This window comes from Mesorhizobium sp. M0848, assembly GCF_040319805.1.
Taxonomy (GTDB): Bacteria; Pseudomonadota; Alphaproteobacteria; order Rhizobiales; family Rhizobiaceae; genus Mesorhizobium.
Genome location: NZ_JAMYOM010000007.1, coordinates 38,866 through 60,220, shown reverse-complemented (window position 1 = coordinate 60,220; position 21,355 = coordinate 38,866). Strand labels below are relative to the sequence as shown.

At 63.8% G+C, this 21,355-nt stretch carries 19 protein-coding genes, 1 pseudogene and 1 riboswitch; of the genes and pseudogenes, 9 read left to right on the top strand and 11 right to left on the bottom strand.

All coding sequences use genetic code 11. The features are described from left to right. The 4 genes from NKH95_RS09740 to NKH95_RS09725 are packed head-to-tail and all read right to left on the bottom strand — an operon-like array spanning position 1 to position 3,067. The gene (locus tag NKH95_RS09740) at positions 1–300 is read right to left on the bottom strand and encodes a CcdB family protein (protein ID WP_127297430.1); all 300 of its coding nucleotides are present in this window, start codon (positions 298–300) and stop codon (positions 1–3) included. Further along, positions 300–542 (bottom strand): type II toxin-antitoxin system CcdA family antitoxin, encoded by a 243-nt coding sequence (locus NKH95_RS09735; RefSeq protein ID WP_352554243.1) that lies wholly within the window; start codon positions 540–542, stop codon positions 300–302. The genes NKH95_RS09740 and NKH95_RS09735 overlap by 1 nt, the downstream gene beginning before the upstream one ends. Before the next feature lie 58 nt (positions 543–600). Next, positions 601–2,421 carry an ABC-F family ATP-binding cassette domain-containing protein gene (locus NKH95_RS09730; RefSeq protein ID WP_352891414.1) on the bottom strand — a complete coding sequence of 607 codons (1,821 nt, stop codon included), beginning with the start codon at positions 2,419–2,421 and terminating at the stop codon, positions 601–603. 1 nt (position 2,422) lies between these two features. Further along, on the bottom strand, positions 2,423–3,067 hold the full coding sequence (locus NKH95_RS09725; RefSeq protein ID WP_352798140.1) for a thiamine diphosphokinase: 645 nt from the start codon (positions 3,065–3,067) through the stop codon (positions 2,423–2,425). An 87-nt stretch (positions 3,068–3,154) separates the two neighbouring features. Next, positions 3,155–3,269: riboswitch (TPP riboswitch) on the top strand. Between the two features lie 43 nt (positions 3,270–3,312). Between NKH95_RS09725 and thiB the strand changes: the two genes are divergently transcribed. The 4 genes from thiB to NKH95_RS09705 all read left to right on the top strand — a co-directional run bounded on the left by thiB (position 3,313) and on the right by NKH95_RS09705 (position 8,684). Beyond that, positions 3,313–4,311, top strand: a complete 999-nt coding sequence (thiB, locus tag NKH95_RS09720; RefSeq protein WP_352798137.1) for a thiamine ABC transporter substrate binding subunit — start codon at positions 3,313–3,315, stop codon at positions 4,309–4,311. A 243-nt stretch (positions 4,312–4,554) separates the two neighbouring features. Next, positions 4,555–6,174: a thiamine/thiamine pyrophosphate ABC transporter permease gene (thiP, locus tag NKH95_RS09715; RefSeq protein ID WP_352891413.1), complete on the top strand. Its 1,620-nt coding sequence runs from the start codon at positions 4,555–4,557 to the stop codon at positions 6,172–6,174. Continuing rightward, positions 6,167–6,958 (top strand): thiamine ABC transporter ATP-binding protein, encoded by a 792-nt coding sequence (gene thiQ / locus NKH95_RS09710; RefSeq protein WP_352555454.1) that lies wholly within the window; start codon positions 6,167–6,169, stop codon positions 6,956–6,958. Before thiP ends, thiQ begins: the two co-directional genes overlap by 8 nt. Before the next feature lie 256 nt (positions 6,959–7,214). Then, complete coding sequence (locus NKH95_RS09705; protein WP_127267258.1) at positions 7,215–8,684, top strand: M48 family metalloprotease; 1,470 nt, start codon at positions 7,215–7,217, stop codon at positions 8,682–8,684. A 24-nt stretch (positions 8,685–8,708) separates the two neighbouring features. Here the strand turns inward: NKH95_RS09705 and NKH95_RS09700 are convergent, their stop codons facing one another. After that, the gene (locus tag NKH95_RS09700; RefSeq protein ID WP_023814301.1) at positions 8,709–9,572 is read right to left on the bottom strand and encodes an RNA polymerase factor sigma-32; all 864 of its coding nucleotides are present in this window, start codon (positions 9,570–9,572) and stop codon (positions 8,709–8,711) included. A 323-nt stretch (positions 9,573–9,895) separates the two neighbouring features. Here NKH95_RS09700 and NKH95_RS09695 point away from each other — a divergent pair, with 323 nt between their 5' ends. From NKH95_RS09695 to NKH95_RS09685, 3 genes are all read left to right on the top strand, one after another. Beyond that, a complete protein-coding gene (locus NKH95_RS09695; RefSeq protein WP_128305517.1) occupies positions 9,896–10,669 on the top strand; it encodes an amino acid ABC transporter substrate-binding protein in 774 nt (257 codons plus the stop codon). Positions 10,670–10,807: 138 nt separating this feature from the next. Beyond that, positions 10,808–11,488 (top strand): amino acid ABC transporter permease, encoded by a 681-nt coding sequence (locus tag NKH95_RS09690; protein WP_031213968.1) that lies wholly within the window; start codon positions 10,808–10,810, stop codon positions 11,486–11,488. After that, positions 11,485–12,255, top strand: coding sequence for an amino acid ABC transporter ATP-binding protein (locus tag NKH95_RS09685; protein WP_352722468.1), 771 nt, complete (start codon positions 11,485–11,487; stop codon positions 12,253–12,255). Before NKH95_RS09690 ends, NKH95_RS09685 begins: the two co-directional genes overlap by 4 nt. A gap of 64 nt (positions 12,256–12,319) precedes the next feature. On the opposite strand, the gene NKH95_RS09680 is transcribed toward NKH95_RS09685, so the two are convergent. Together NKH95_RS09680 and NKH95_RS09675 are read right to left on the bottom strand one after the other, a co-directional pair. Continuing rightward, positions 12,320–12,937 carry a LysE family translocator gene (locus tag NKH95_RS09680; RefSeq protein WP_352611411.1) on the bottom strand — a complete coding sequence of 206 codons (618 nt, stop codon included), beginning with the start codon at positions 12,935–12,937 and terminating at the stop codon, positions 12,320–12,322. Between the two features lie 157 nt (positions 12,938–13,094). Beyond that, positions 13,095–13,754, bottom strand: coding sequence for a response regulator (locus NKH95_RS09675; protein ID WP_128305518.1), 660 nt, complete (start codon positions 13,752–13,754; stop codon positions 13,095–13,097). A 392-nt stretch (positions 13,755–14,146) separates the two neighbouring features. Here NKH95_RS09675 and NKH95_RS09670 point away from each other — a divergent pair. Further along, a pseudogene (locus NKH95_RS09670) lies at positions 14,147–14,671 on the top strand (histidine kinase dimerization/phospho-acceptor domain-containing protein); the annotation flags it as partial. A gap of 235 nt (positions 14,672–14,906) precedes the next feature. Next, positions 14,907–15,653: an ATP-binding response regulator gene (locus tag NKH95_RS09665; RefSeq protein WP_352441037.1), complete on the top strand. Its 747-nt coding sequence runs from the start codon at positions 14,907–14,909 to the stop codon at positions 15,651–15,653. Between the two features lie 172 nt (positions 15,654–15,825). Here the strand turns inward: NKH95_RS09665 and NKH95_RS09660 are convergent, their stop codons facing one another. From NKH95_RS09660 to NKH95_RS09645, 4 genes are all read right to left on the bottom strand, one after another. Continuing rightward, complete coding sequence (locus NKH95_RS09660) at positions 15,826–16,407, bottom strand: CarD family transcriptional regulator (protein ID WP_013529179.1); 582 nt, start codon at positions 16,405–16,407, stop codon at positions 15,826–15,828. Positions 16,408–16,773: 366 nt separating this feature from the next. Then, positions 16,774–17,112, bottom strand: coding sequence for a ferredoxin FdxA (gene fdxA / locus NKH95_RS09655; RefSeq protein ID WP_023699302.1), 339 nt, complete (start codon positions 17,110–17,112; stop codon positions 16,774–16,776). Between the two features lie 234 nt (positions 17,113–17,346). Beyond that, positions 17,347–17,733, bottom strand: a complete 387-nt coding sequence (locus tag NKH95_RS09650; protein ID WP_127297242.1) for an RNA-binding S4 domain-containing protein — start codon at positions 17,731–17,733, stop codon at positions 17,347–17,349. Positions 17,734–17,749: 16 nt separating this feature from the next. After that, the gene (locus NKH95_RS09645) at positions 17,750–21,184 is read right to left on the bottom strand and encodes a helicase-related protein (RefSeq protein ID WP_352891412.1); all 3,435 of its coding nucleotides are present in this window, start codon (positions 21,182–21,184) and stop codon (positions 17,750–17,752) included. Positions 21,185–21,355: the final 171 nt, after the last annotated feature.

The window sequence follows — 21,355 nt, the reverse complement described above, 5'->3', positions numbered from 1 at the left end:
TCAGAAGCCCTGGAACAACATATCGAGCGCGGCGACGATGTCGTCGTGGTGCCGGGAGAGATTTCCCTCGGCATCCGGCAATTCAGAGGCCATCAAGGCTGACATGAACTGCGTGACCATTACATGATCTTTGCCATCGATAGCGAAGGTCGGATTTAGTCGGCGGCCCGGAACCGGTGCTATGTTGGGCGGCATCAACGGAATGACGACTCTTGTGCTCAGTCCTTCAAGAAGGTCGGACTGAACATCGAGAAAATAGCCGCCGCCTTCAGCATTCCGATAAAGATCGTAACGTGCCATCAAAACAGCCGGTATTTGGCTAATGGCAGTCCGTTGCGCCTGACATATTCATTGGAGCTTTCAATGGCTTGTTTGTTTTCCTCTTGCCATCGACGCGTCTTTTCCGCCGCAATCGCTTTCGCGATCCCCGCCTCGGCGGCACGGGAAATGTTGATGCCCAACGCTTTCGCGTCGCTGATCAACTGGGAATCGATGGACGTGTTGACGGATTGCCGTTGAGGTTTTGACGTCGATTGAAGCATGGAAATCGCTCTCTTTTATGCGCATAATGTAGGCGCATAAAAGTTCACACACAATCCCTTACCCTTCCATCTCCTCGCGCAGCATCTCCAGTTCCAGCCACTCTTCCTCCAGCGCCGCCAGCGTGGCGCGCTCCTTGTCGAGGGCGGCGATGGTTTTCTGGAAGGAGGCCGGGTCGCGCTCGTAATAGGCCGGATCGGCGATGTTGTTCTCCAGCCTTGAGATCGAAGCCGTCACACCCTCGATTTTCTTGGGCAGCGATTCCAGCGCGAATTTCTGTTTGAACGACAGTTTCTTCGCCGGCCCCTTTGGCGCGGCCGCTTCATTTCTGGTCGTCACTGGCGCTTCGCCGTTTTCGGCCTTCGCACGCGCCTTGCGGTCGTCCAGCCTGGTGCCGCCGCGCTGCGCCAGCATGTCGGAGTAGCCGCCGGCATATTCGATCCAGCGGCCTTCACCATCCGGCGCGATCAGGCTGGTCACGGTGCGGTCGAGGAAATCGCGATCGTGGCTGACCAGGATGACGGTGCCGGCAAAGCCGGCGACCAGTTCCTGCAGCAGTTCCAGCGTCTCCATATCGAGATCGTTGGTCGGCTCGTCGAGCACCAGAAGGTTTGCCGGCCGCGCCAGCACCCGCGCCAGCAAGAGCCGTGCCCGTTCTCCGCCGGACAACTCGCGCACCGGCGTGCGTGCCTGCTCCGGCTTGAACAGGAAATCCTTCATGTAGGAGACGACGTGGCGCTGCTCGCCATTGATGACGAGGTTCTCGCCGCGCCCGTCGGTGAGATATTGCGCCAGCGTCTCCTGCGGGTCGACCGCCTCGCGCTTCTGGTCGAGCGTGGCGATCTCCAGATTGGTGCCGAGCCGCACCGAACCGGCGTCCGGCTTCATCTCGCCGTTCAGCATCTTCAAGAGCGTCGTCTTGCCGGCGCCGTTCGGCCCGACCAGGCCGACGCGATCGCCGCGCTGGATGCGGGTCGAAAACCCCTTGACCACGGTGAGATCGCCAAAGCTCTTCTCGATGTTCTTCGCCTCGATCACCAGCTTGCCGGACTCGGCGGCGTCGCTCGCCACCATGGTCGCCGACCCTTCGGCACCGCGATGGCCGCGAAAACGCTGGCGCATGGTCTGCAACTCGCCGAGCCGGCGCATGTTTCGCTTGCGCCGCGCCGTCACGCCGTAGCGCAGCCAATGCTCTTCGCGAACGATCTGGCGGCCGAGTTTATGCTGCTCGCGCTCTTCTTCCTCCAGGACCAGGTCGCGCCATTCCTCGAAATGGCCAAAGCCCTTGTCCAGCCTGCGGGTCTGGCCGCGATCGAGCCAGATGGTGGCGCGCGACACACGTTCGAGAAAGCGGCGGTCGTGCGAGATGACGATCAGTGCCGAGGAGGTGCGGATGAGTTCTTCTTCCAGCCATTCGATGACCGAGAGGTCGAGATGGTTGGTCGGCTCATCGAGCAGCAGGATGTCTGGCTCCGGCGCCATCACGCGGGCAAGGGCAGCACGCCTCGCCTCGCCGCCCGACAGATCATTCGGACGTTCCTCACCCGACAGTCCGAGATGCTCCATCAGATAGCTGGCTCGGTAGGGATCGTCGGCGGGGCCAAGCCCGGCCTCGACATAGGCGCGGACGGTGGCAAAGCCCTCCATGTCCGGCATCTGCGGCAAATAGCGGATAGTTGCCGAAGGCTGGCGGAACACCTCGCCGTCCTGCGGCTCGATCAGGCCAGCGGCGATCTTCAGCAGGGTCGACTTGCCCGACCCGTTGCGGCCGACCAGTGCAATCTTGTCGCCGGCCGAAGCCGTCAAGGCGGCGCCGTCGAGCAGCGGCGTGCCGCCGAAGGTCAGTTTTATCCCGTCGAGGTTGAGAAGAGGCGGGGCCATGTCAGCTTTCAGGTAAGGGATAGGGATGAGCGAGCAGCATCGCGCGGCCATGGTCCAGTGCGATTTCGAGGCGGCCCTTGACCTCGTTGGAGATGGTCAGCGACGAACCGAACGCCACCTTGACGTGGTTCAGCGGCCATTTGGCGCCGGTGACGGTCAGGCCGGCGAGCTCGGAAAAGCCGAGCACCGAAAACAGCGTGCCATCGGCATAGTCGAAGCCGGCCGTTCCGCGCAGCAGGGGAATGCCCTCCTGGGCGCCGCTGGTCAGGAGCACATCAGTCCCGGCCTCGGCCAGCCGGAGGGCAAGCGCCAGATGCAGGAAAGCGTGGTCGGCGCGCTTGCCGCCGAAAGCACCGGCGAGCACCAGGCGGGTCGCGCTGCGCTCGAGTGCGGCGGCAATGGCCAGTTCGCCATCGGTCTGGTCCTTTTCCGCCGGGAAGGTCCGGCGCGGCACGGAAGCGAGATCGTCAGGCAGCTTGGCTGGCACGGAATCGAAATCGCCCACCCACAGTTCGGGCACGAGACCCAGCAGCCGCGCATGCCCGATGCCGGCGTCGGCGGCGATGACGCGGGAGCCTTCGGCCTGGCGGTCGAGCCGTGGCGTGCGGATGAGATCGCCGCCAAGCAGGATGGTGAATGTGCTCATATCGTGTGGCCCTTACCAGCCCGGCACGGGAAACGGAAGGCGGCAAACTCCCACTTGCATGGGGGATCGGCCCGGCCTATGTGTCGAAACGCTCTAACGGGGTGCCGGACGCGATCTTCGCGGACCGGCTGAGAGGCAGTCTCGCCAACCCGCTGAACCTGATCCGGTTTGTACCGGCGGAGGGATTAGACGTTTCGGACAGTCCGACGCCTCAATTCCTTTCAATTCGAACGAAGGAGGCGCCGATGCGCACGCATTTATACGCTCTAGTCTCAGCAATGGCCGTGGTCCTGTCCGGACCGGCCTTGGCCAAGGACAAACTCACCGTCTACACCTATGAGAGCTTTACCGCCGACTGGGGTCCGGGTCCCGTGGTGAAGAAGGAGTTCGAGGCCGAATGCGGCTGCGATGTCGAGTTCGTCTCGGTCGCCGACGGCGTCGCGCTGCTCAACCGCGTCAGATTGGAAGGCGCATCGACCAAGGCCGATATCGTGCTTGGCCTCGACACCAATCTCACCACCGATGCCAAGGCGTCAGGCTTGTTCGCGCCGCATGGCGGCGTAACTGATGTCAACGTGCCGGGTGGCTGGAGCGACGATACTTTTGTCCCCTTTGACTACGGATATTTCGCCGTCGTCTACGACACCGAGAAGCTGAAGAACCCGCCGAAAAGCCTGAAAGAGCTGGTCGAGGGCAGTGCCGATGACAAGATCGTCATCCAGGATCCGCGCACCTCCACGCCGGGCCTCGGTCTGCTTCTGTGGGTCAAGTCAGTCTATGGCGACAAGGCGCCCGAGGCCTGGGCCAAGCTCAAGGCGAAAGTGCTGACCGTGACGCCGGGCTGGAGCGAGGCCTATGGGCTGTTCACCAAGGGCGAGGCGCCGATGGTGCTGTCCTACACGACGTCGCCGGCCTACCACATGGTCGCCGAGAAGACAGAGCGCTATCAGGCAGCGTCGTTCGAGGAGGGCGAGTATTTGCAGATAGAAGTCGCGGGTATCACCACGGCGGGGGCCAAGAACCCGCTGGCGGCCAAGTTCATCGCCTTCATGACCGGGCCGAAATTCCAGGATGCCATCCCCGAGACCAACTGGATGTTCCCGGCCGGCAAGACCGACAAGCCGCTCAATCCGGCCTTCGACAAACTGGTCAAGCCGACCAAGACCTTGCTGTTCAGCCCGCAAGAGGTCGCTGCCAACCGCAAGGCTTGGGTCGATGAATGGCTGGCGGTGATGAGCAAGTAGGCTTGCGAGTTCTTTTGATGTTCGCGCCACTCCACCCCCCTCTGGCCTGCCGGCAATCTCCCCCTCAAGGGGGGAGATTGGCAGCGTCGTTGCTGGTTATAGTCCGGCAACGTTGGAGACTAGCGGAAGCATGGGTGACGGCCGATCTCCTCCCTGGAGGGGGAGATGTCCGGCAGGACAGAGGGGGGCGCCAAGGAACGCAATCCTTTGTAATTGCCGCGATGGAAAGAATGGTGGTCCAGCGTGCAACGCGCGTCTGACCCCCGCATCACCGCTGGCACCCTCGCGCTCGCTGCAATCGCGCTGCTGATCGGCGGCGCGTTTGCTGGCCTGCTTTTCGAGGGCGCCCATGATTTCTCGGGCGCCTGGGCAACCTTCGATCCCTATCTGCTTCGCGTCATTCGCTTCACGCTCTGGCAAGCGGCGCTCTCGACGCTGCTTTCGGTCATCCCGGCGCTGTTCGTGGCGCGCGCTCTGTCGCGGCACCCACGTTTCTTCGCTCGCGCCTTCATCCTGCAGATCTTCGCCGTGCCGTTGGCGCTGCCGGCTATTGTCGCAGCACTCGGCATCCTGGCGCTTTATGGCCGTGCCGGCTATTTCGCCGGCGTGCTTGCCGTGATCGGCGGGGGAAGCTGGCCGGGCATCTATGGCCTGTCCGGCATCCTCGTCGCCCATGTCTTCTTCAACCTGCCGCTGGCGACGCGGCTGTTCCTCGAGGCGCTGCAGACCATACCGGCCGACCAATGGCGGTTGGCGAGCCAGCTCGGCATGGCGGCGCGGCCGGCGTTCCGGCTGATCGAATGGCCAACGCTGCGCGCCGCACTGCCCGGCGTCGCCGGGCTGGTGTTCATGCTCTGCATCACATCCTTCACCATCGTGCTGACGCTCGGCGGCGGGCCGGCCGCGACGACGCTTGAGGTCGGCATCTACCAGGCGCTGCGCTTCGATTTCGATCCCGCGCGGGCCGTTACACTGACGCTGTTGCAGATCGCCTTGACCTTTATCGTTGTGCTGGCCCTGACGCGCCTAGGCGCCAATGTGATCGGCGACACCAATTTGCCGGTCGCGCAACGCCGCTATCTCTCGGTCAATCGGAGCGAGACCTGGTTGAACGCGCTAGTCATCATCCTGGCGCTGCTGTTCGTCGTTGGGCCGATGGCGGCAACCGTGGTGGCCGGGTTGGGTGCGGACCTCGGCCGTTTGGCCAGCGAGGCCACCGTCCGGCAGGCAACGCTGACCAGCGCAGCGCTCGCCTTCCTGTCGGCGCTGCTTTCGGTGATGCTGTCGCTGGTGCTGACCATGGCGCGGCGGGCACTGGCGCTGAACCGCCGTGCCGGCGCAAAGACACTGCTCGAACGCGCCACCGATACAGGCGCCGGTTTTGTCCTTGTCGTGCCGCCGATCGTCGTCGGCGCTGGCTGGTTCCTGTTGCTGCGCCATGTCGGCGATGCCTTCGCCATCGCCCCGGTCATGGTCGTCACCGTCAATGCGGTGATGGCGATGCCGTTCGCCCTACGCGCCGTGCGTCCCGCCTATGATGCGGCGAGCGAGCGTCACGAACGGCTCTGCGCACAGCTCGGCATTGCGGGCTGGAACCGGCTGATGCTGGTCGACTGGCCGTCGCTGCGGCGACCGCTCGCCACGGCCTTCGCTTTCGCCATGGCGCTGTCGCTCGGCGATCTCGGTGTCATTGCCCTGTTCGGCAGTGATTCCGTGCAGACATTGCCTTACCTTCTTCTGGCACGGATGGGCAGCTACCGCACCGAGGATGCCGCCGGCCTGGCACTGCTGCTCGGCTTCGTCTGTCTCGCGTTGATCGTGGCGGCGCACTGGCTGGGAAGGGAGAAGGTCCGCGATGCGTGAGAGGGCGGCCAACAGGCTCGAAAAGGGCGCGCCGGTGCGGCTAGACAATGTGTCGTTCAGTTATGGCAGCTATGGCGATGCGCCACTTGTCTTCGACGTCGAGTTCGCCACGGCGAAGATCACCGCCATCATGGGTCCGAGCGGTTCGGGCAAGTCGACGCTGCTCAATCTGGTCGCCGGCTTCGAGACCCCACAATCGGGCCGCGTGCTGATCGGCGGGGCCGATGTCAGCGCCGAGCCGGCCTCGGCGCGGCCGGTGTCGATGGTGTTCCAGGAGAACAATCTCTTCGCGCATCTTTCCGTCGAGCAGAATGTCGGGCTCGGCCGCTCGCCCTCCCTGGGACTGACCGAGGCGGACCGCGTCGCGGTCGCCGAGGCGCTTGCGCGCACCGGTCTCGCGGGCAAGGAGAAACGCCTGCCGCGCGAGCTCTCCGGGGGCGAACGCCAGCGCGTCGCACTGGCCCGCGTGCTGGTGCGCGACCGACCGGTGTTGCTGCTCGACGAGCCCTTCGCTTCGCTCGGACCCGCTTTGCGCGACGAGATGCTGGATCTGGTTGCTGCCGTTCATGCCGAACGCGCCATGACGGTGCTATTTGTCACCCACCAGCCCGAGGATGCACGCCGCATCGGCGAGCACATGGTGTTTGTCGACAATGGGTTGGTGGCCGCAACCGGCAAGGCTGATGATTTCTTTACCGGGGCTGGTCCGGAGGCGTTCCGGCGCTATATCGGCGCGGGTACTGGATATTCCACATCACGCGATGTTGCCCGGAAGCGGACATAATTTACGGTCAAACCGGCTCCAGGCGATGTGGCGTTTGCTTGCCATGACCGGGGGAGTGTGGCTAGGTCCGCCCTACCGGTCCGGCACCGGCCGTGATTTGCCTGCAGTATCCGCCGCCGCCCTAAGGGACGGGCACGGATGCTGCAGCAGTTTGAGATAGCGCATGACACGTTCCGAAGATCGCCCCCGATTTTCGTGGTCACGCGCCGGGACCCGAAAGGAAGCCGTTCTGGCGATCGGCGCTAACACATTGGGAATGAAACCGCTGGCGCGTTTTCTCGCGCTGGCCGGTTTTGCCGTGGCGTTGGCAAGCTGCCAGATGTTCACGCCGCCGGAAGTTCAGGAATCCGGCTTCCAGCCTTCCGACAAGCCGATCACGGTGGACAATGTCGGCGCCAACAACAAGCTCGCCGAATTGGCCAAGGCGCAGCACCCGCGCATCCTGGCGACTTATGGCGGTGAATATTCCGACCCCAAGCTCGAACGCATGGTCGCCAAGGTGGTCGGTAGTTTGACGGTGGTGTCCGCCAACCCGACACAGACCTATCGCATCACCATTTTAAATTCGCCCAACGTCAACGCCTTCGCGCTGCCGGGCGGCTATCTCTACATCACCCGCGGCCTCCTGGCGCTGGCCAATGATTCGGCCGAGCTTGCCGCCGTCATCGCGCATGAGATGGGCCACGTCACCGCCAATCACGGCCTGCAGCGCCAGCAACTGGAAGCCGAGGAAGGCCTGGCCACCAAGGTGGTTTCGGACGTGCTCGGCGACAGCCCAACCGCCAAGGCGGCGTTGATCCGCGGCAAGCTGAGGCTGGCGCAATTTTCGCGCAACCAGGAGCTGGAAGCCGACGCCATCGGCATCAAATCGATCGGCGAGGCCGGCTACGATCCTTTCGCCGCAGGCCGCTTCCTTCAATCGATGTCGGCCTATACCGATTTCCGCTCGATCAGTGGCGCCACCGACGCCAGCCTGGACTTCCTGGCCACGCACCCAAACACGCCGCAGCGCATCGATCTGGCGCAGCGCCATGCCCGCCAGTTCGGCGCGCCGGGCGTCGGCACGCGCGACCGCGATTCCTTCCTCGCCGGCATAGACGGCCTGCTCTATGGCGACACACCCGAGGAAGGCTATGTGCGCGGCGAAACCTTCCTGCACCCGGGCCTCGGCGTGTCGTTCACGGTGCCGGACGGCTTCATCATCGACAATTCGGCGGCAGCGGTGACGGCCACCGGCCCCGGCGACATAGCGATCCGTTTCGATGGCGTTTCCATCGACAAGAACCGGGCGCTGACGGACTATATCCGCAGCGGCTGGGTGGCTGGTCTCGTCGACAGCAGCGTCAAGCAGGAAACCATCAACGGCAATGAGGCGGCGACCGCGCATGCCGGCGCCGAAGGCTGGCAGTTCGACATTGCGGTCATCCGCGCCGGCGGCCAGGTCTACCGGCTGCTGACCGCGGCCCCTTCCGCCAGCACGTCGCTGGACACGATCGCCCGCTCGGTCAGCGGCTCGTTCCGGATTTTGAGCGCTGCCGAAAAGGCGGCGCTGAAGCCGCTGCACATCCGCGTCGTCACCGTCCAGCCTGGGCAGACGATGGGTTCGCTTTCGGCGCAGATGGTCGGCGTCGACCGCAAGCTCGACCTGTTCCGCGTCCTCAATGCGCTGTCGCCCGGTGCCGCGGTTTCGGCCGGCGACAAGGTCAAGATCGTCACCGACAAGTAGGCGCCGCTGGACGCCTGCCGCCGTTCAGGCGGCAGTCGCCATGAACTCCGGATTCTGCTTCACCAATGCGACCTTGAGCTTTTCCATGGCGCGGGCCTCGATCTGGCGGACGCGTTCCTTGGAGATGCCGAGCGTTTCGCCGAGCGCTTCGAGTGTGGCGCCCTCGTCGTTCAGCCGCCGTTCCTCGATGATCCTCAGTTCCCGTGCGTTGAGCGCGCGAAGCGCCTCCCTCAGCCAGAGCGAGCGGCGCGCGACATCGATCTTGTCGCCGACGATCTCGTCGGGCAGCGGATCGTCCGAAATCAGGAAATCCATGCGCTCGGTCGAACCCGCATCGTCGGCAATAGGCATGTTGAGCGAGGAGTCGGGCGCCGAGAGCCGCGAATCCATCATCGCCACATCGGCTTCGGAGACGCCAAGCGCCTCCGACACCTCGCGATAGAGCGTGGCGTTGGAGAGCGGCTCCGTGCCATTCGCCAACCGCGCGCGCAGGCGTCGCAAATTGAAGAACAGCGCCTTCTGGGCCGAGCTGGTGCCACCACGCACGATAGACCAGTTGCGCAGGATATAGTCCTGCATCGAGGCGCGAATCCACCATGTCGCATAGGTCGAGAACCGCACCTCGCGCTCCGGCTCGAAGCGGGCGGCGGCCTCGAGCAGTCCGACATGACCCTCCTGAACCAGGTCGCCGAGCGGCAGGCCGTAATGGCGGAATTTGGAGGCCATGGAAATGACCAGCCGCATATGGGCGACGGTGATGCTGTGCAGCGCGTTCTGGTCGTTGTCCTCTTTCCAGAGCAATGCAAGCCGATGCTCTTCGTCACGCTCGAGGTAGGGAGCCTTCATTGCCGCGCGGACCATGATCCGTCCTGCCGTGTCTTCCATCATGAGGCGCTCCCTGGGTGGTGCGGATGACTTTGCAAACTTGGCTGGCGCCCGGGTTGAAATGGCGGCGTCGTGCCCTACAACAGCCAGAACTGCCATGCGCGGGAAAGGTTCCGCGACCGTGGCGGCGGGATTGTGTTGCCTGAAGGATTCCCAGGACGGTTCGTGATGGCTGCGATGACGAGCAGAAAGTGCCATTTGGAGAATTAGGTTTCATAAACCGGTTGTTTTTGAAATTCTGTTCCTTATTTTTTCTGCTTGCATCTGTCAGTTTCCAGCGCTCACAAATATGCCGGCCAGCCGGCCAAGGACGGGATCACAGAAAAATGAAATGGCTCAAGTCGCTCATCATCGCCGGAACGCTGCAGGCCCTGGCTGTCACTGCAGGCCATGCCGGCGCCAATCTCGACCAGATCAAGCACGCCGGTGTCATCAAGGTCGGCACGGAAGGCACCTATGCGCCGTTCACTTACCATGACACGTCCGGTGCACTGGTCGGCTTCGACGTCGAAATCGCCAAGGCGATCGCCGACAAGCTTGGCGTCAAGGCCGAGTTCCTCGAAGGCAAGTGGGATGGACTGATCGCCGGCCTCGACGCCAATCGCTACGATGCCGTTATCAATCAGGTCGGCATCACCGACGCCCGCAAGGCAAAGTACGACTTCTCCGATCCCTACATCGCCTCTAAGGCGGTGCTGATCGTGCGCGGCGACAACACCGACATCAAGAGCTTCGCCGATCTCAAGGGCAAGAAGTCGGCGCAGTCGCTGACCTCGAATTTCGGCAAGCTGGCCGAAACGAACGGCGCCGAACTGGTCGGCACCGATGGCTTCGACCAGTCGATCCAGCTGCTTCTGACCGGCCGCGCCGACGCCACGATCAATGACAGTCTGTCGTTCCTCGACTTCAAGAAGCACAAGCCCGACGCCAATGTGAGGATCGCCGCGCAAGAGGAAAACGCCGACTATTCCGGCGTCATCGTGCGCAAGGGCGACCCGGAGCTGGTCGCCGCGATCAACAAGGCGCTGGCCGATATCAAGGCCGACGGCACCTACAAGAAGATCTCCGACACCTATTTCGGCCAGGACGTTTCGAAGTAATCCGGGAGGCGGGCCGGTCCGCCGCCCATGAGACTATCGAGCGGCGAGCCGTCTTTGACGGCCCGCCGCTTTTGTCGTGATATGGCCGACGCATTCTTGCTTTGACCAAGCTGCTTCGACCAATCTGGAGGGTCTTACGTGCCGCACTGGCTGCAACTGATGCTGGAGTCGCTGCCTTCGCTCCTGTGGGCGGCGCTGATCTTCACCGTGCCGCTGACGCTATTGTCCTTTGCTCTCGGCTTGACGGTCGGCCTGGGTGCTGCACTCGCCCGGCTGTTCGGCCCCAAGCCGCTGGTCGCGCTGGTGCGCTTCTATGTCTGGATCTTCCGCGGTACGCCGCTCCTGGTGCAGCTGTTCCTCATCTTCTACGGCCTGCCGTCGGTCGGGATCCTGCTCGACGCCTTCACGGCGGCGCTGATCGGCTTTACCTTGAACATCGGCGCCTACACGTCGGAAATCATCCGCGCGGCCATAGGCTCGGTGCCGAAAGGCCAGTGGGAAGCCGCCTATTCGATCGGCATGACCTGGGGCCAGGCGATGCGGCGCACCATTCTGCCGCAAGCCGGCCGGGTCGCGGTGCCGCCGCTCTCCAACACCTTCATCTCGCTGGTCAAGGACACGTCGCTGGCCGCCGCCATCACCGTGCCGGAGATGTTCCAGGCGGCGCAGCGCATCGTCGCCACCACCTATGAGCCGCTGATCCTCTATGTCGAGGCGGCGATCCTTTATCTGGCGCTGAGTTCGGTGCTGTCGGCCTTGCAGACGCGGCTGGAGATCCGGCTCAACCGCTATGGCGGCTTCCTGGAGGCACGCTCATGATCGGCCTCAGCAACATCGAAAAGCGCTTCGGCGACAATCTCGTGTTGAAGGGCGTGACAGTCACCATTGCCGAAGGCAGCGTCACGGCGCTGGTCGGACCTTCGGGCGGGGGGAAGAGCACCCTGCTGCGCTGCATCAACCTCCTGGAGATTCCAACTTCGGGCACGGTGCGGATCGGCGACGAGACGCTCGAATTCCACCCCGGCGGCAGGGTTCCGGCCAGGGATATCCAGCGCCTGCGGCTGCAGACCGGCATGGTGTTTCAGAATTTTCAACTGTTTCCGCATCGCACCGCGATCGAGAATGTCATGGAAGGGCTGGTGACGGTGCTGAGATGGCCGCCTGAGAGGGCACGCGAGCGGGCGCTGGCTTTGCTGGAGAAGGTGGGGATGGCGCACAAGGCCGACGCTTGGCCAGCGACCTTGTCGGGCGGCCAGCAGCAGCGCGTGGCGATCGCCCGCGCGTTGGCGCCGTCACCGAAAGTGCTGCTCTGCGACGAGCCGACTTCGGCGCTCGACCCGGAACTGGCGCAAGAGGTGGTCGACGTGCTTGGCAAGCTCGCCAGCGAAGGCACGACCATGGTGATGGCGACGCATGATCTGCGCCTCGCCTCCAAGATCGCCCAGGAAGTGGTGTTCCTCGATGCCGGTCTCGTCGTCGAGAAGGGACCGGCCGCGGTGCTGTTCAACAATCCGGAGCAGCAACGGACCAAGCGCTTCATTGCGACGCTGAAGCAGGAGGCTGAGAAGGAAGGCGGCGGCGCGTAAGCGCGCGGCCCAGAGTGTGTTGAATTCGGGTGATGGCCCCAGCCGCGGCTTTTCATTTGCAGGTTCAGATATGATGGCTGACGAGCGCCACGCCAAGTCCGATGAGGATCGAACCGCATGTCTTGGGGATCACCCATCCGGCGCCGCCGCCAGTGAACCGGCCAACGGCGAGCGAGGCGATGCCGACCGCCGCCAGGTCGGCCATCGAGAAGATGAGATTGACGACGATGCCGAGGATGAGGAATTGCAACCCTACGGCAATGGCGGCTGACGGGTCCACGAACTGCGGCAGGAAGGTCAGGAAGAACAGTGCCGTCTTGGGATTGAGGATCTCGACGACCATGCTGTCGCGAAATGTGTTCGGCGCCGGCCTGGCACCGTCCTCGCCCATCCGGTTCCAGCCCAGGAACATGGCAAGGCCCAACGAAATAAGATATATAGCGCCCGCCAATCGGATCATCGAGAAAGCGACCGGCGCGTGTTCCATCAGTGCGGCGAGCCCGACCGCCGCGGCCAGGATGTGCACGTAACAGCCGAGATGAACACCCAGTGCCGCCATCAATCCCGCCTGACGGCCATGGGCCAGCGTTTGCGCGGTCATGTAGAGAATCGCCGGCCCCGGCATGCAGGCGAAGGCGAGCGTTGCGAGGGCGAACGGAATCCAAAGATCCAGCGACGGCATGACGGCTCCTCCCATGTGATCAAGCCGTGGGAGGAGTAGGCTGGGGGTCAGGCCGAAAACATACGGCAGATGCCGTATTTGGATCGTGATCGGGCTTGGCTAATCTGCCGATGGTTAAGGGGACGTTGCGGGGTTGCCCATCGTCGCGGCTGCGATGTCAGCCGGCGGGCAATCCCAGACGAACCGCGTAGGCGGTCAGTTCGGCGGTGTTGTGGAGATTGAGCTTGCCCATCAGGTTTTCGCGATGCTTGCGAGCGGTCGGCAGGCTGATCCCCAACCGTTCGGCGATGTCGCGCGTGATCATGCCTTGCGCCACCAGTTGAAGGATCTGCCGTTCGCGCCGCGTCAGCGGCACCGGGGAGAGGATTTCCTGTGCGGCTATCGGCTCGCTGCCCCTGCCCATATCGCTGACGGCGAAGCGAACGGTTTTCGCCAGATAGGTGCCTCCGTTCTTGACCGCTTCGATGGCGGCGCCAAGTTCCTCGGGATCGCCGTCCTTGGTCAGGTAGGCGTTGGCGCCGGCACTGAGCGCGGCGCGCACCGTCCTCGGCTCGATATTGGCCGTCAGCACCACGATCCGCAGGCGTGGCGCCAAGGTCCTGATGGTGGCGATGAACTGCATCCCGGCGACACCTGGCATGCCGAGGTCGAGGATCAAAAGGTCGGCGCGCGTGCTTCGCAGCTGGCCAAGCAGCGCCTCGCCATCCGCAGCCTCGGCGACGACCGAGACATTGTCCATTGCCGAGATGAGCAGCTTCAGCCCCTCGCGCACGATGGCATGGTCGTCGGCGAGTATGGCGGTGAGCGGGCGATTCATCAGGGCACTATCCAGGACTGCAGCGGCGTATATGGATCGATCGCCAATCTATGCGAAACAGGTTGCCGGTAGATCAACGGTACCGGGGAAGACCGCCCGGAGAATACTTGGGGCAATTGGAGGGCTTCGATGCAGGAAGACAAGATACGCTAGGCCCTGATCGAACTCCTGTATCGCAATTTGAAAAAACGGCGCGACGCCAGCACCCGGATAGCCGTCAGCAGATACAGCGCCGCTAGCCAGCCGATCAGCCAATTGATGGAAACGGCCGTTCTCAGCACATAGACCGCCGCCATCGAGATCACGATGTTGGAGATGACCACGCCGTAGGACGCGCCCGGGATCGCCACTCGATCTTGCGCTGGGCATGGCTGGCTACGGCGTTTTCCTGCATGTCGGGCCTTCTGTGGGGTGTGCTTGGCTGGGTCGGCTTCATGCCCGAGGCGCCGATCGTGCTGTCCTTCACGGTCATTGTCCTGACTGGTCTCGTCTGCGGCACGGTGCCGTCTCTGTCGGCCTTTCCGCCGGCGCTGGTTGGTTCCATCCTGGCAACGGTGGTGCCGGTCGCCCTTCGCTGCCTGACCACCCAAAGCGATATTTCCGGCGCCTTCCTGTTCCTGCTCGCATCGCTGGTGGCGATCAATTTCTACTACTGCCGTATCACCTACCGCATGCTGCGCGAAACCGTCAGCCTGCGATTGGAGAACGAAACGCTGGTCGAGCATCTGCAAGAGGAACGCGACAGGGCGCAGACCGCCGACCGTGCCAAGACGCGTTTTCTGGCGGCGGCGAGTCACGATCTGCGCCAACCGATCCATGCCCTGAGCCTGCTGGTCTCGACGCTTGCCGTTTTGGGGCAGCGCGGCGACGTACCCTCCGGCGAGGCGCGCGAGCTGGCCAGCCGAGCGAAATCGGTTGTCAGCAACTTCAGTGGGCTGCTCAACGCTTTGCTCGATATCTCCCGGCTCGATGCGGGCATCGTCACGGTCGCGAGCGAGGCGGTGCCGCTGCGCGACCTCTTTGGTGATCTTCGCAATGAATTCGCCGCCGAGGCGAAACAGCGCGGACTTAGGTGGCGCGTGGTCGACAGCGGCCTCTACGTCGACAGCGACCCGATGATGCTGAAGCGCATTCTCAACAACCTGGTGTCGAATGCCTTTCGCTACACCAAGCAAGGTGGTGTCCTGCTGGGCTGTCGCCGGCGCGGCGCATGTGTGGAGATACAGGTCCTGGACAATCGGCCCCGGCATCCCCGCCGATCAGCAGGGGATGGTCTTCGAGGAGTTCGTGCAGTTGCAGAACCCGGCGCGGGACCGCACGCAAGGCCTGGGACTCGGGCTCGCCATCGTTCGCCGCACCGCCGAACTGTTGCGGCACCCCCTGAAATTGGCTTCGACATCCGGACGCGGTTCCCTGTTTTCCATCACCGTCGCGAAGGCCGGCGCGGTGCAAGCTCGCTTAGCGGTCGACACGACATCGCCGGCCAGCAGTACCGCGGGCATCATCGTGGTCGAGGACGAGGGCGATGTTCTCGATGCCATGGTGCGCTTGCTCGGCCTGGAGGGACATCGTGTCTATCCCGGCCGCTCCGCCGGAGAGGCGCGGAAGGCCCATGCGGCGGCGCTGGCTGCCGGCGATGCGCCGGTCGACCTGATCATCGCAGACTACCGTCTCGAGAATGACACCACCGGCACCGACGCGATCCGTGCGCTTCACGCCCATATCGGCCGCGTTGTCCCGACCATCATCATCACCGGCGATACCTCGCCTTCGCGCCTCAAGGAGATCAGCGCCAGCGGCAGCCGCATCCTGCACAAGCCGATCGCCGACGAGGAATTGCGCGAAACCATTGCTGCGGTCTGCTTTGCTGGCAAGGCGACAAGTGGGGACAAACGTTAACCGAAAACGCGCGCTGGACGGCCCGGAGCGCGCCAGCAAGCCGCGATGCAGCACGCTGGTGCGCAGTACATCATCAACATCGAAGCCGCCGCCCGAAAGCAAAAGAGGCCCCGGTCAAACCGGAGCCTCCAATCGTTTCAGGCAGGATCTCTCGAATCAAAGGCGAGAAGGATCAGGCAGCTTCTTCCTGCTCGGCCTCTTCATTGTCGGCCTTGGCGCCACGCTTAGGGCCCTTGTTGAGGTTGACCTCGATCAAGCGCACGGCTTCGGTTTCCGACATGCGGTTGACGGCCGCGATCTCGCGGGCCATGCGGTCGAGCGCCGCCTCATAGAGCTGGCGCTCGGAATAGGACTGCTCCGGCTGGTTGTCGGCGCGGTAGAGGTCGCGCACGACTTCCGAGATCGAGATCAGGTCGCCCGAATTGATCTTCGCATCATATTCCTGGGCGCGGCGCGACCACATGGTGCGCTTGACGCGGGCGCGGCCCTGCACGACCTTCAGCGCGCGCTCGACATAATCCTCTTCCGACAGCTTGCGCATGCCGATGGAGGTCGCCTTGGCAACCGGAACCTTCAGGCGCATCTTGTCCTTCGAGAAGTCGATGACGAACAGTTCCAGCTTGTGTCCAGCAACTTCCTGCTCGTCGATCGAGACGATCTGGCCGACGCCGTGCGCCGGGTAGACGATGTATTCGCCGGTCTTGAAACCGTGACGCGCAGCGGTGGACTTCTTCTGCGGGGTGATCGTTGCCATTACGCCCTGAACTCCTTGTTGTGGCACCGGCGTCCTGCCGGTCCGAACTCGCGCGATCGGGGAAGCCGATCGTTAGCCGCACAACAGATGAACCCATCGGAAAAGCCGGACCGGCAAACGCGACATTGCGACCGCCTGGCCCAGATCGCTCTGGTCCGAATGGGATTTTCACCTTTCAGTGATTTGGGGCGTCTGCGCCATAAATCGACGTTGTGTCACCGGCATGTTTCGCTGATGTAACACAAAAAGTCGGAAGAATCAAGGTTTTGCTGCACAAGCGAAGGCCACAGGCCAGCGCCGCCTGTCAAGCCGGTTAATGCGACGTGCCTCTTACCCAGCGTAATACCGGCCTTTGCGGCCGTGTTGTCAATCGCCTTCGCCGGGCTCTGCCGAGAAGTATTTCTCGAACTTGCCGGCCTCGCCGTCGAAGGATTTGGCGTCGGCCGGCGGTTCCTTCTTGGCGGTGATGTTGGGCCATTTGTCGGCGTATTCGGTGTTGACCTGCAGCCATTTGTCGAGGCCGGGTTCGGTGTCAGGCTTGATCGCGTCGGCCGGGCATTCCGGCTCGCAAACGCCGCAGTCGATGCACTCGTCGGGATGGATGACGAGCATGTTCTCGCCTTCGTAGAAACAGTCGACCGGACAGACTTCGATGCAGTCCATGTATTTGCATTTGATGCAATTGTCGGTCACGACATAGGTCATCGGTCGGCTCCGGGACGTCCCATTTTGTTGGGCTTTTTCCGTCAGGTAACGCCTTTGTCGACCGCTTGCAAGGGTAGCCATTGCGGACGGTGCCGGTGTTTCCGGAATGGAATTCCAGACTGAAGGCCCGGCGGAAGTCAGTCATGTCCCGCAGAGCGTCTGTTTGCCGGGCTCAGTTCTCGCCTCAGGCGTGCCGTTGTCCCAAAACCGCTGCGTGTTTTTGGACGCCAGGCATCAGTCTTCGCCGAGCAATCGGTCGGTCTGGCGACGTTCCTTCTTGGTCGGGCGGCCGCTGCCGGCCTCGCGCAGCCCCGGAATTGCATCGGGAGGGGCTTCGCCCTTCGGTGCGGGCGGTGGCGACATGTCCTCGTAAAGCGTACGGGCCTCCTCGGCCGGGCCGCGCCGCGTACCGGCGCCGAGCACCTTCCAGATGAAGATGCGGCGCTCGAGCGTGATGGTCAGGACGTCGCCTGGCTTGACCTGATCGGAGGCCTGCGCTGCTTTGTCGCGATTGATGCGAACGCGGCCGGCGACGACCAGTTTTGCCGCCAGCGAGCGCGATTTCACGGCGCGTGAGAAGAACAGCCATTTGTCGATGCGCTGGCGGCCTTCGGCAACCATCGAAGCGAGCCGGGTTCTACTTCTTCAACTGGTCGCGCAATGCGGCGAGCTTGGCGAAGGGCGAATCCGGGTCGAAGCGCACCGGGCGCTCCTCGCGCGGCTTGGGCTGGAAGGCCGGCTTGCCGCCTTGCGGACCACCTTTGGCATCCGGCCTGCCACCCTTCCAGTCGGGACGGCCCTCACGGCGGTCGGGACGCTCGCCTTGCGGCCTGCCGTCACGCCGCTGTTCGCCTTCGGCCTGCGGCTTGGGTTTGAATTTCGAGCGGTCGAAGCGCGGCTTGCCGGCTCCATCGCGCCGGCCTTCATGGGCAGGCCGTTCTCCGGGTGCAGCTACGGCCGGTGCGCCGGCGGTATCCACGGGTGCATCGCTTCGACCGCGCGCTTGTCCGTTGCGTGGGCGATTGTTCCTTCGGTTGTCGTCGCGGTTGCGCGGACGCTGTTCGAACCGGCCCTGACGCCACAACAGGATGGGTTTTGGCGCTTCGGCTTCCGGAGCGGGTTCGCCGGCGGCTGCTTCAGTCACCGCCACAGGTTCGTCCGGCGCGGCGTCCGTTGCCGGCGCGGCATTTGACACCAACTCGGCCGTTGCGGCTTCTTCTGCCGCTGCAACTTCGATCTCGGCAGTCTCAGTCTCTGCCTGCGGTTCAATCGGCGCCGGTTCGGCGACGTCGGGCGCAGCCTCGGCTACAGGCGCTTCGTCTTGCACGGTTTCGACAGGAGCGTCCGCCTGTTCTTCCACGGCAGGCGCAGCAGGTTCAGCCGCGGCGTCGGGGGTGATTTCGGCGGGAATTTCGGCCGCGGTTTCCGAAACGGCAACTGCGTCCGATGCCGGCTCCGACCCTTCGACGGCTGCCTCTGCTGCGGCATCCGTTGCCGCGGCTTCCGCCGCTTCGGCCTGCTCGGCTCGTGCAGCTTCTTCCGTCGCAAGCTTCGCCACCGCCGCTTCGCGCGCGGCATTGTCCTGTGCTTCGAGCCGCGCCTTGACCTCGACGGCCGGCTTCGGCTCGGCACGATAGCCGAGACCCTTGAGGATTTCTTCCATGTCGTCGGCGGTGGCGCCGAGGATCGACATCATCGGCGGCGTCACCATGAAGGACTGGCCGTCATAGGCGCCGTCCGGGCGCTGACCGAGGCCGGGCTTCCAGTTGGTCGCCGGACGGATCAGATCCGCCAGCCGTTCCAGTATGTCGATGCGCACGGCGCGACGGCCGAGATTGCGGTAGCCGGCAAGCTTGTAGAACGTCTTGTCGAAAGCAGGGTCGATCACCACCGAGGTGCGACCCGAGGCGAGCGCATGGACCACGTCGCCAAAGCCCGGCTTGTCCTTGCCGTCGTTCTTCAGCGCCCACAGCAATGTCACCAGCCCGGCAGGCGCCGGCTTGATCAGCGCCGGCACGAAGACATGGTAGGCGCCGAAGCGCACGCCAAGCCGGCGAAGGGCGGCGCGGCCTTCCTGGTCGAGCGACTTCATCTCCTCGGCGATGTCGCGGCGGTTGATGAGGCCGAAATTCTCGACCAGCTGGAAGGCGATGCCGCGGCCGATGCCAGAAATCTGGTCGGCGTTCCTGAGGTCGACCAGCGGCTTCAGCAGCGACTCGATCTGGAAATTGACGAATCGCTCTGCACGCGCGGCGACCTTGTCGCGCGCCGGGCCGGTCAGCTGTTCGTCGGCCAGCAGCACCAGGCGCGGCTTCAGCGCGTCTTCGCCTGATACCAGCGTGCCGATCGGCGCGCCGATCCAGCGCAGCGTACCATCCGAGCCAAGCGCGATGTCGCCATTGGCCGAGGCGCCGAAGCGTTCGGCGCGCGCTTCGAACTCGGCGGCCAGCGCCTTCTGGGCGGCGGTGCGCACCGCCTTGGCGTCTTCGCCGCCGGCGGTCTGGTCGGCGGTGAAGCGGAACCCTTGCAACTCGCCGACATGGTGGCCTTCGACAAGGACGGTTCCGGTAGGACTAATTTCGGCTTCGGGCATGGTATTTTCTCTAAGGCGCCGCATGAGGACGGAAGTCCTGCGGTCTACGAAGCGTTTCGTCAACCGCTCATGCAGCGCATCCGACAATCTGTCTTCGATTTCGCGCGTCTTTTCCTGCCAGTGTGCCTGATCGGCCAGCCAGCCGGGCCGGTTCGACACGAATGTCCAGGTGCGGATCTGGGCAATGCGATGCGACAGCGTGTCGATATCGCCCTCGGTGGTATCGGCGCGGCGCACCTGCTCGGCCATGTAATTCTCGTCGACATGGCCGTAGCGTGCGAGGTCCGTGTAAATGGAAGCGATGAGGTCGGCATGCTGCGCCGGCGCGATCCTGCGGTAGTCGGGCAGCGCGCAGGCTTCCCACAGCAGCGCCACGCGCTTGGCATTGGTGGTGAGTGCGCGAATGTCCTCGTCGCGCGATAGATGCTCGAGCGCCTGTGCATCGACGGCAGGCAATGCCCGCGTCAGTCCCTCGACGGGGGCGTTGGTCTCGATCGAGCGCTTCAGCGCGTCGAGGCTGGCAAAGTCGAAATGCGCGGTGCGCCACTGCAGCACCTTCACCGGATCGAAATCGTGGCCTTCGATCTTCTTGATCAGCTCTTCGTCCAGCGGGTCGACCTGGCCGGTGACACCGAACGTACCGTCACGCAGATGCCGGCCGGCGCGGCCGGCGATCTGGCCGAGCTCGGCCGCGGTCAGGTTGCGATACTGGAAGCCGTCGAACTTGCGGTTCTGGGCGAAGGCGACGTGGTCGAGATCTAGGTTGAGACCCATGCCGATGGCATCGGTGGCGATGAGATAATCGACATCGCCGGACTGGAACAGCGCCACCTGGGCGTTGCGGGTGCGCGGCGAGAGCGCGCCGAGCACGACGGCGGCACCGCCCTGCTGGCGGCGGATCAGCTCGGCGATGGCGTAGACCTCGTCGGCCGAGAAGGCGACGATCGCCGTGCGCCGCGGCAGGCGGGTCAGCTTCTTGGAGCCGGCATAGGCAAGATGCGACAGCCTCGGCCGCGTCACCACCGAGACACCCCTCAGCAGGCGCTGCAGAATGCCATGCATGGTGGCTGCACCGAGCAGCAGCGTTTCCTGGCGGCCGCGCAGATGCAGGATGCGGTCGGTGAAGATGTGGCCACGCTCGAGGTCGCCGGCGAGCTGCACTTCGTCGATGGCGACGAAGGCGGCGTCGGTCTCGCGCGGCATGGCCTCGACAGTGCAGACCGAATATCTGGCGCCCGGCGGCTGGATCTTTTCCTCGCCGGTGATCAGCGCCACTTTGTGGGCGCCGACCTTTTCGCAGACACGGGCGTAGACCTCGCGCGCCAGCAGCCTGAGCGGCAGGCCGATGATACCACTCTCATGCGCCACCATGCGCTCGATTGCGAGATGGGTCTTGCCGGTGTTGGTCGGCCCGAGCACGGCGGTCACGTCGCGGCCCGACAGGATCAGCGGCTCGGTGTGTTTGGGCTGGATGTTCATCAACCTAGAATAAGGCTTCTGGGACCTGGAAATAAGGCTTCTTGGCCTCTGGTTGTCGGGAGCGTGACTCAAATGGCGCGTATGACAGGCGACACATAGGGATTTCGGGCGCGAAGCGAAAGCGGAATGTTCCGTCGGCGGCGAGAAGGTGGTTTTGTCAAGCTTTCAATC

What these genes read in the sequence shown, in the direction of transcription:
- NKH95_RS09740 (WP_127297430.1), bottom strand. Translation starts at nt 300, where the DNA reads ATGGCACGTTACGATCTTTATCGGAATGCTGAAGGCGGCGGCTATTTT.
- NKH95_RS09735 (WP_352554243.1), bottom strand. Translation starts at nt 542, where the DNA reads ATGCTTCAATCGACGTCAAAACCTCAACGGCAATCCGTCAACACGTCC.
- NKH95_RS09730 (WP_352891414.1), bottom strand. Translation starts at nt 2,421, where the DNA reads ATGGCCCCGCCTCTTCTCAACCTCGACGGGATAAAACTGACCTTCGGC.
- NKH95_RS09725 (WP_352798140.1), bottom strand. Translation starts at nt 3,067, where the DNA reads ATGAGCACATTCACCATCCTGCTTGGCGGCGATCTCATCCGCACGCCA.
- thiB (WP_352798137.1), top strand. Translation starts at nt 3,313, where the DNA reads ATGCGCACGCATTTATACGCTCTAGTCTCAGCAATGGCCGTGGTCCTG.
- thiQ (WP_352555454.1), top strand. Translation starts at nt 6,167, where the DNA reads ATGCGTGAGAGGGCGGCCAACAGGCTCGAAAAGGGCGCGCCGGTGCGG.
- NKH95_RS09705 (WP_127267258.1), top strand. Translation starts at nt 7,215, where the DNA reads ATGAAACCGCTGGCGCGTTTTCTCGCGCTGGCCGGTTTTGCCGTGGCG.
- NKH95_RS09700 (WP_023814301.1), bottom strand. Translation starts at nt 9,572, where the DNA reads ATGATGGAAGACACGGCAGGACGGATCATGGTCCGCGCGGCAATGAAG.
- NKH95_RS09695 (WP_128305517.1), top strand. Translation starts at nt 9,896, where the DNA reads ATGAAATGGCTCAAGTCGCTCATCATCGCCGGAACGCTGCAGGCCCTG.
- NKH95_RS09685 (WP_352722468.1), top strand. Translation starts at nt 11,485, where the DNA reads ATGATCGGCCTCAGCAACATCGAAAAGCGCTTCGGCGACAATCTCGTG.
- NKH95_RS09680 (WP_352611411.1), bottom strand. Translation starts at nt 12,937, where the DNA reads ATGCCGTCGCTGGATCTTTGGATTCCGTTCGCCCTCGCAACGCTCGCC.
- NKH95_RS09675 (WP_128305518.1), bottom strand. Translation starts at nt 13,754, where the DNA reads ATGAATCGCCCGCTCACCGCCATACTCGCCGACGACCATGCCATCGTG.
- NKH95_RS09665 (WP_352441037.1), top strand. Translation starts at nt 14,907, where the DNA reads ATGCCTTTCGCTACACCAAGCAAGGTGGTGTCCTGCTGGGCTGTCGCC.
- NKH95_RS09660 (WP_013529179.1), bottom strand. Translation starts at nt 16,407, where the DNA reads ATGGCAACGATCACCCCGCAGAAGAAGTCCACCGCTGCGCGTCACGGT.
- fdxA (WP_023699302.1), bottom strand. Translation starts at nt 17,112, where the DNA reads ATGACCTATGTCGTGACCGACAATTGCATCAAATGCAAATACATGGAC.
- NKH95_RS09650 (WP_127297242.1), bottom strand. Translation starts at nt 17,733, where the DNA reads ATGGTTGCCGAAGGCCGCCAGCGCATCGACAAATGGCTGTTCTTCTCA.
- NKH95_RS09645 (WP_352891412.1), bottom strand. Translation starts at nt 21,184, where the DNA reads ATGAACATCCAGCCCAAACACACCGAGCCGCTGATCCTGTCGGGCCGC.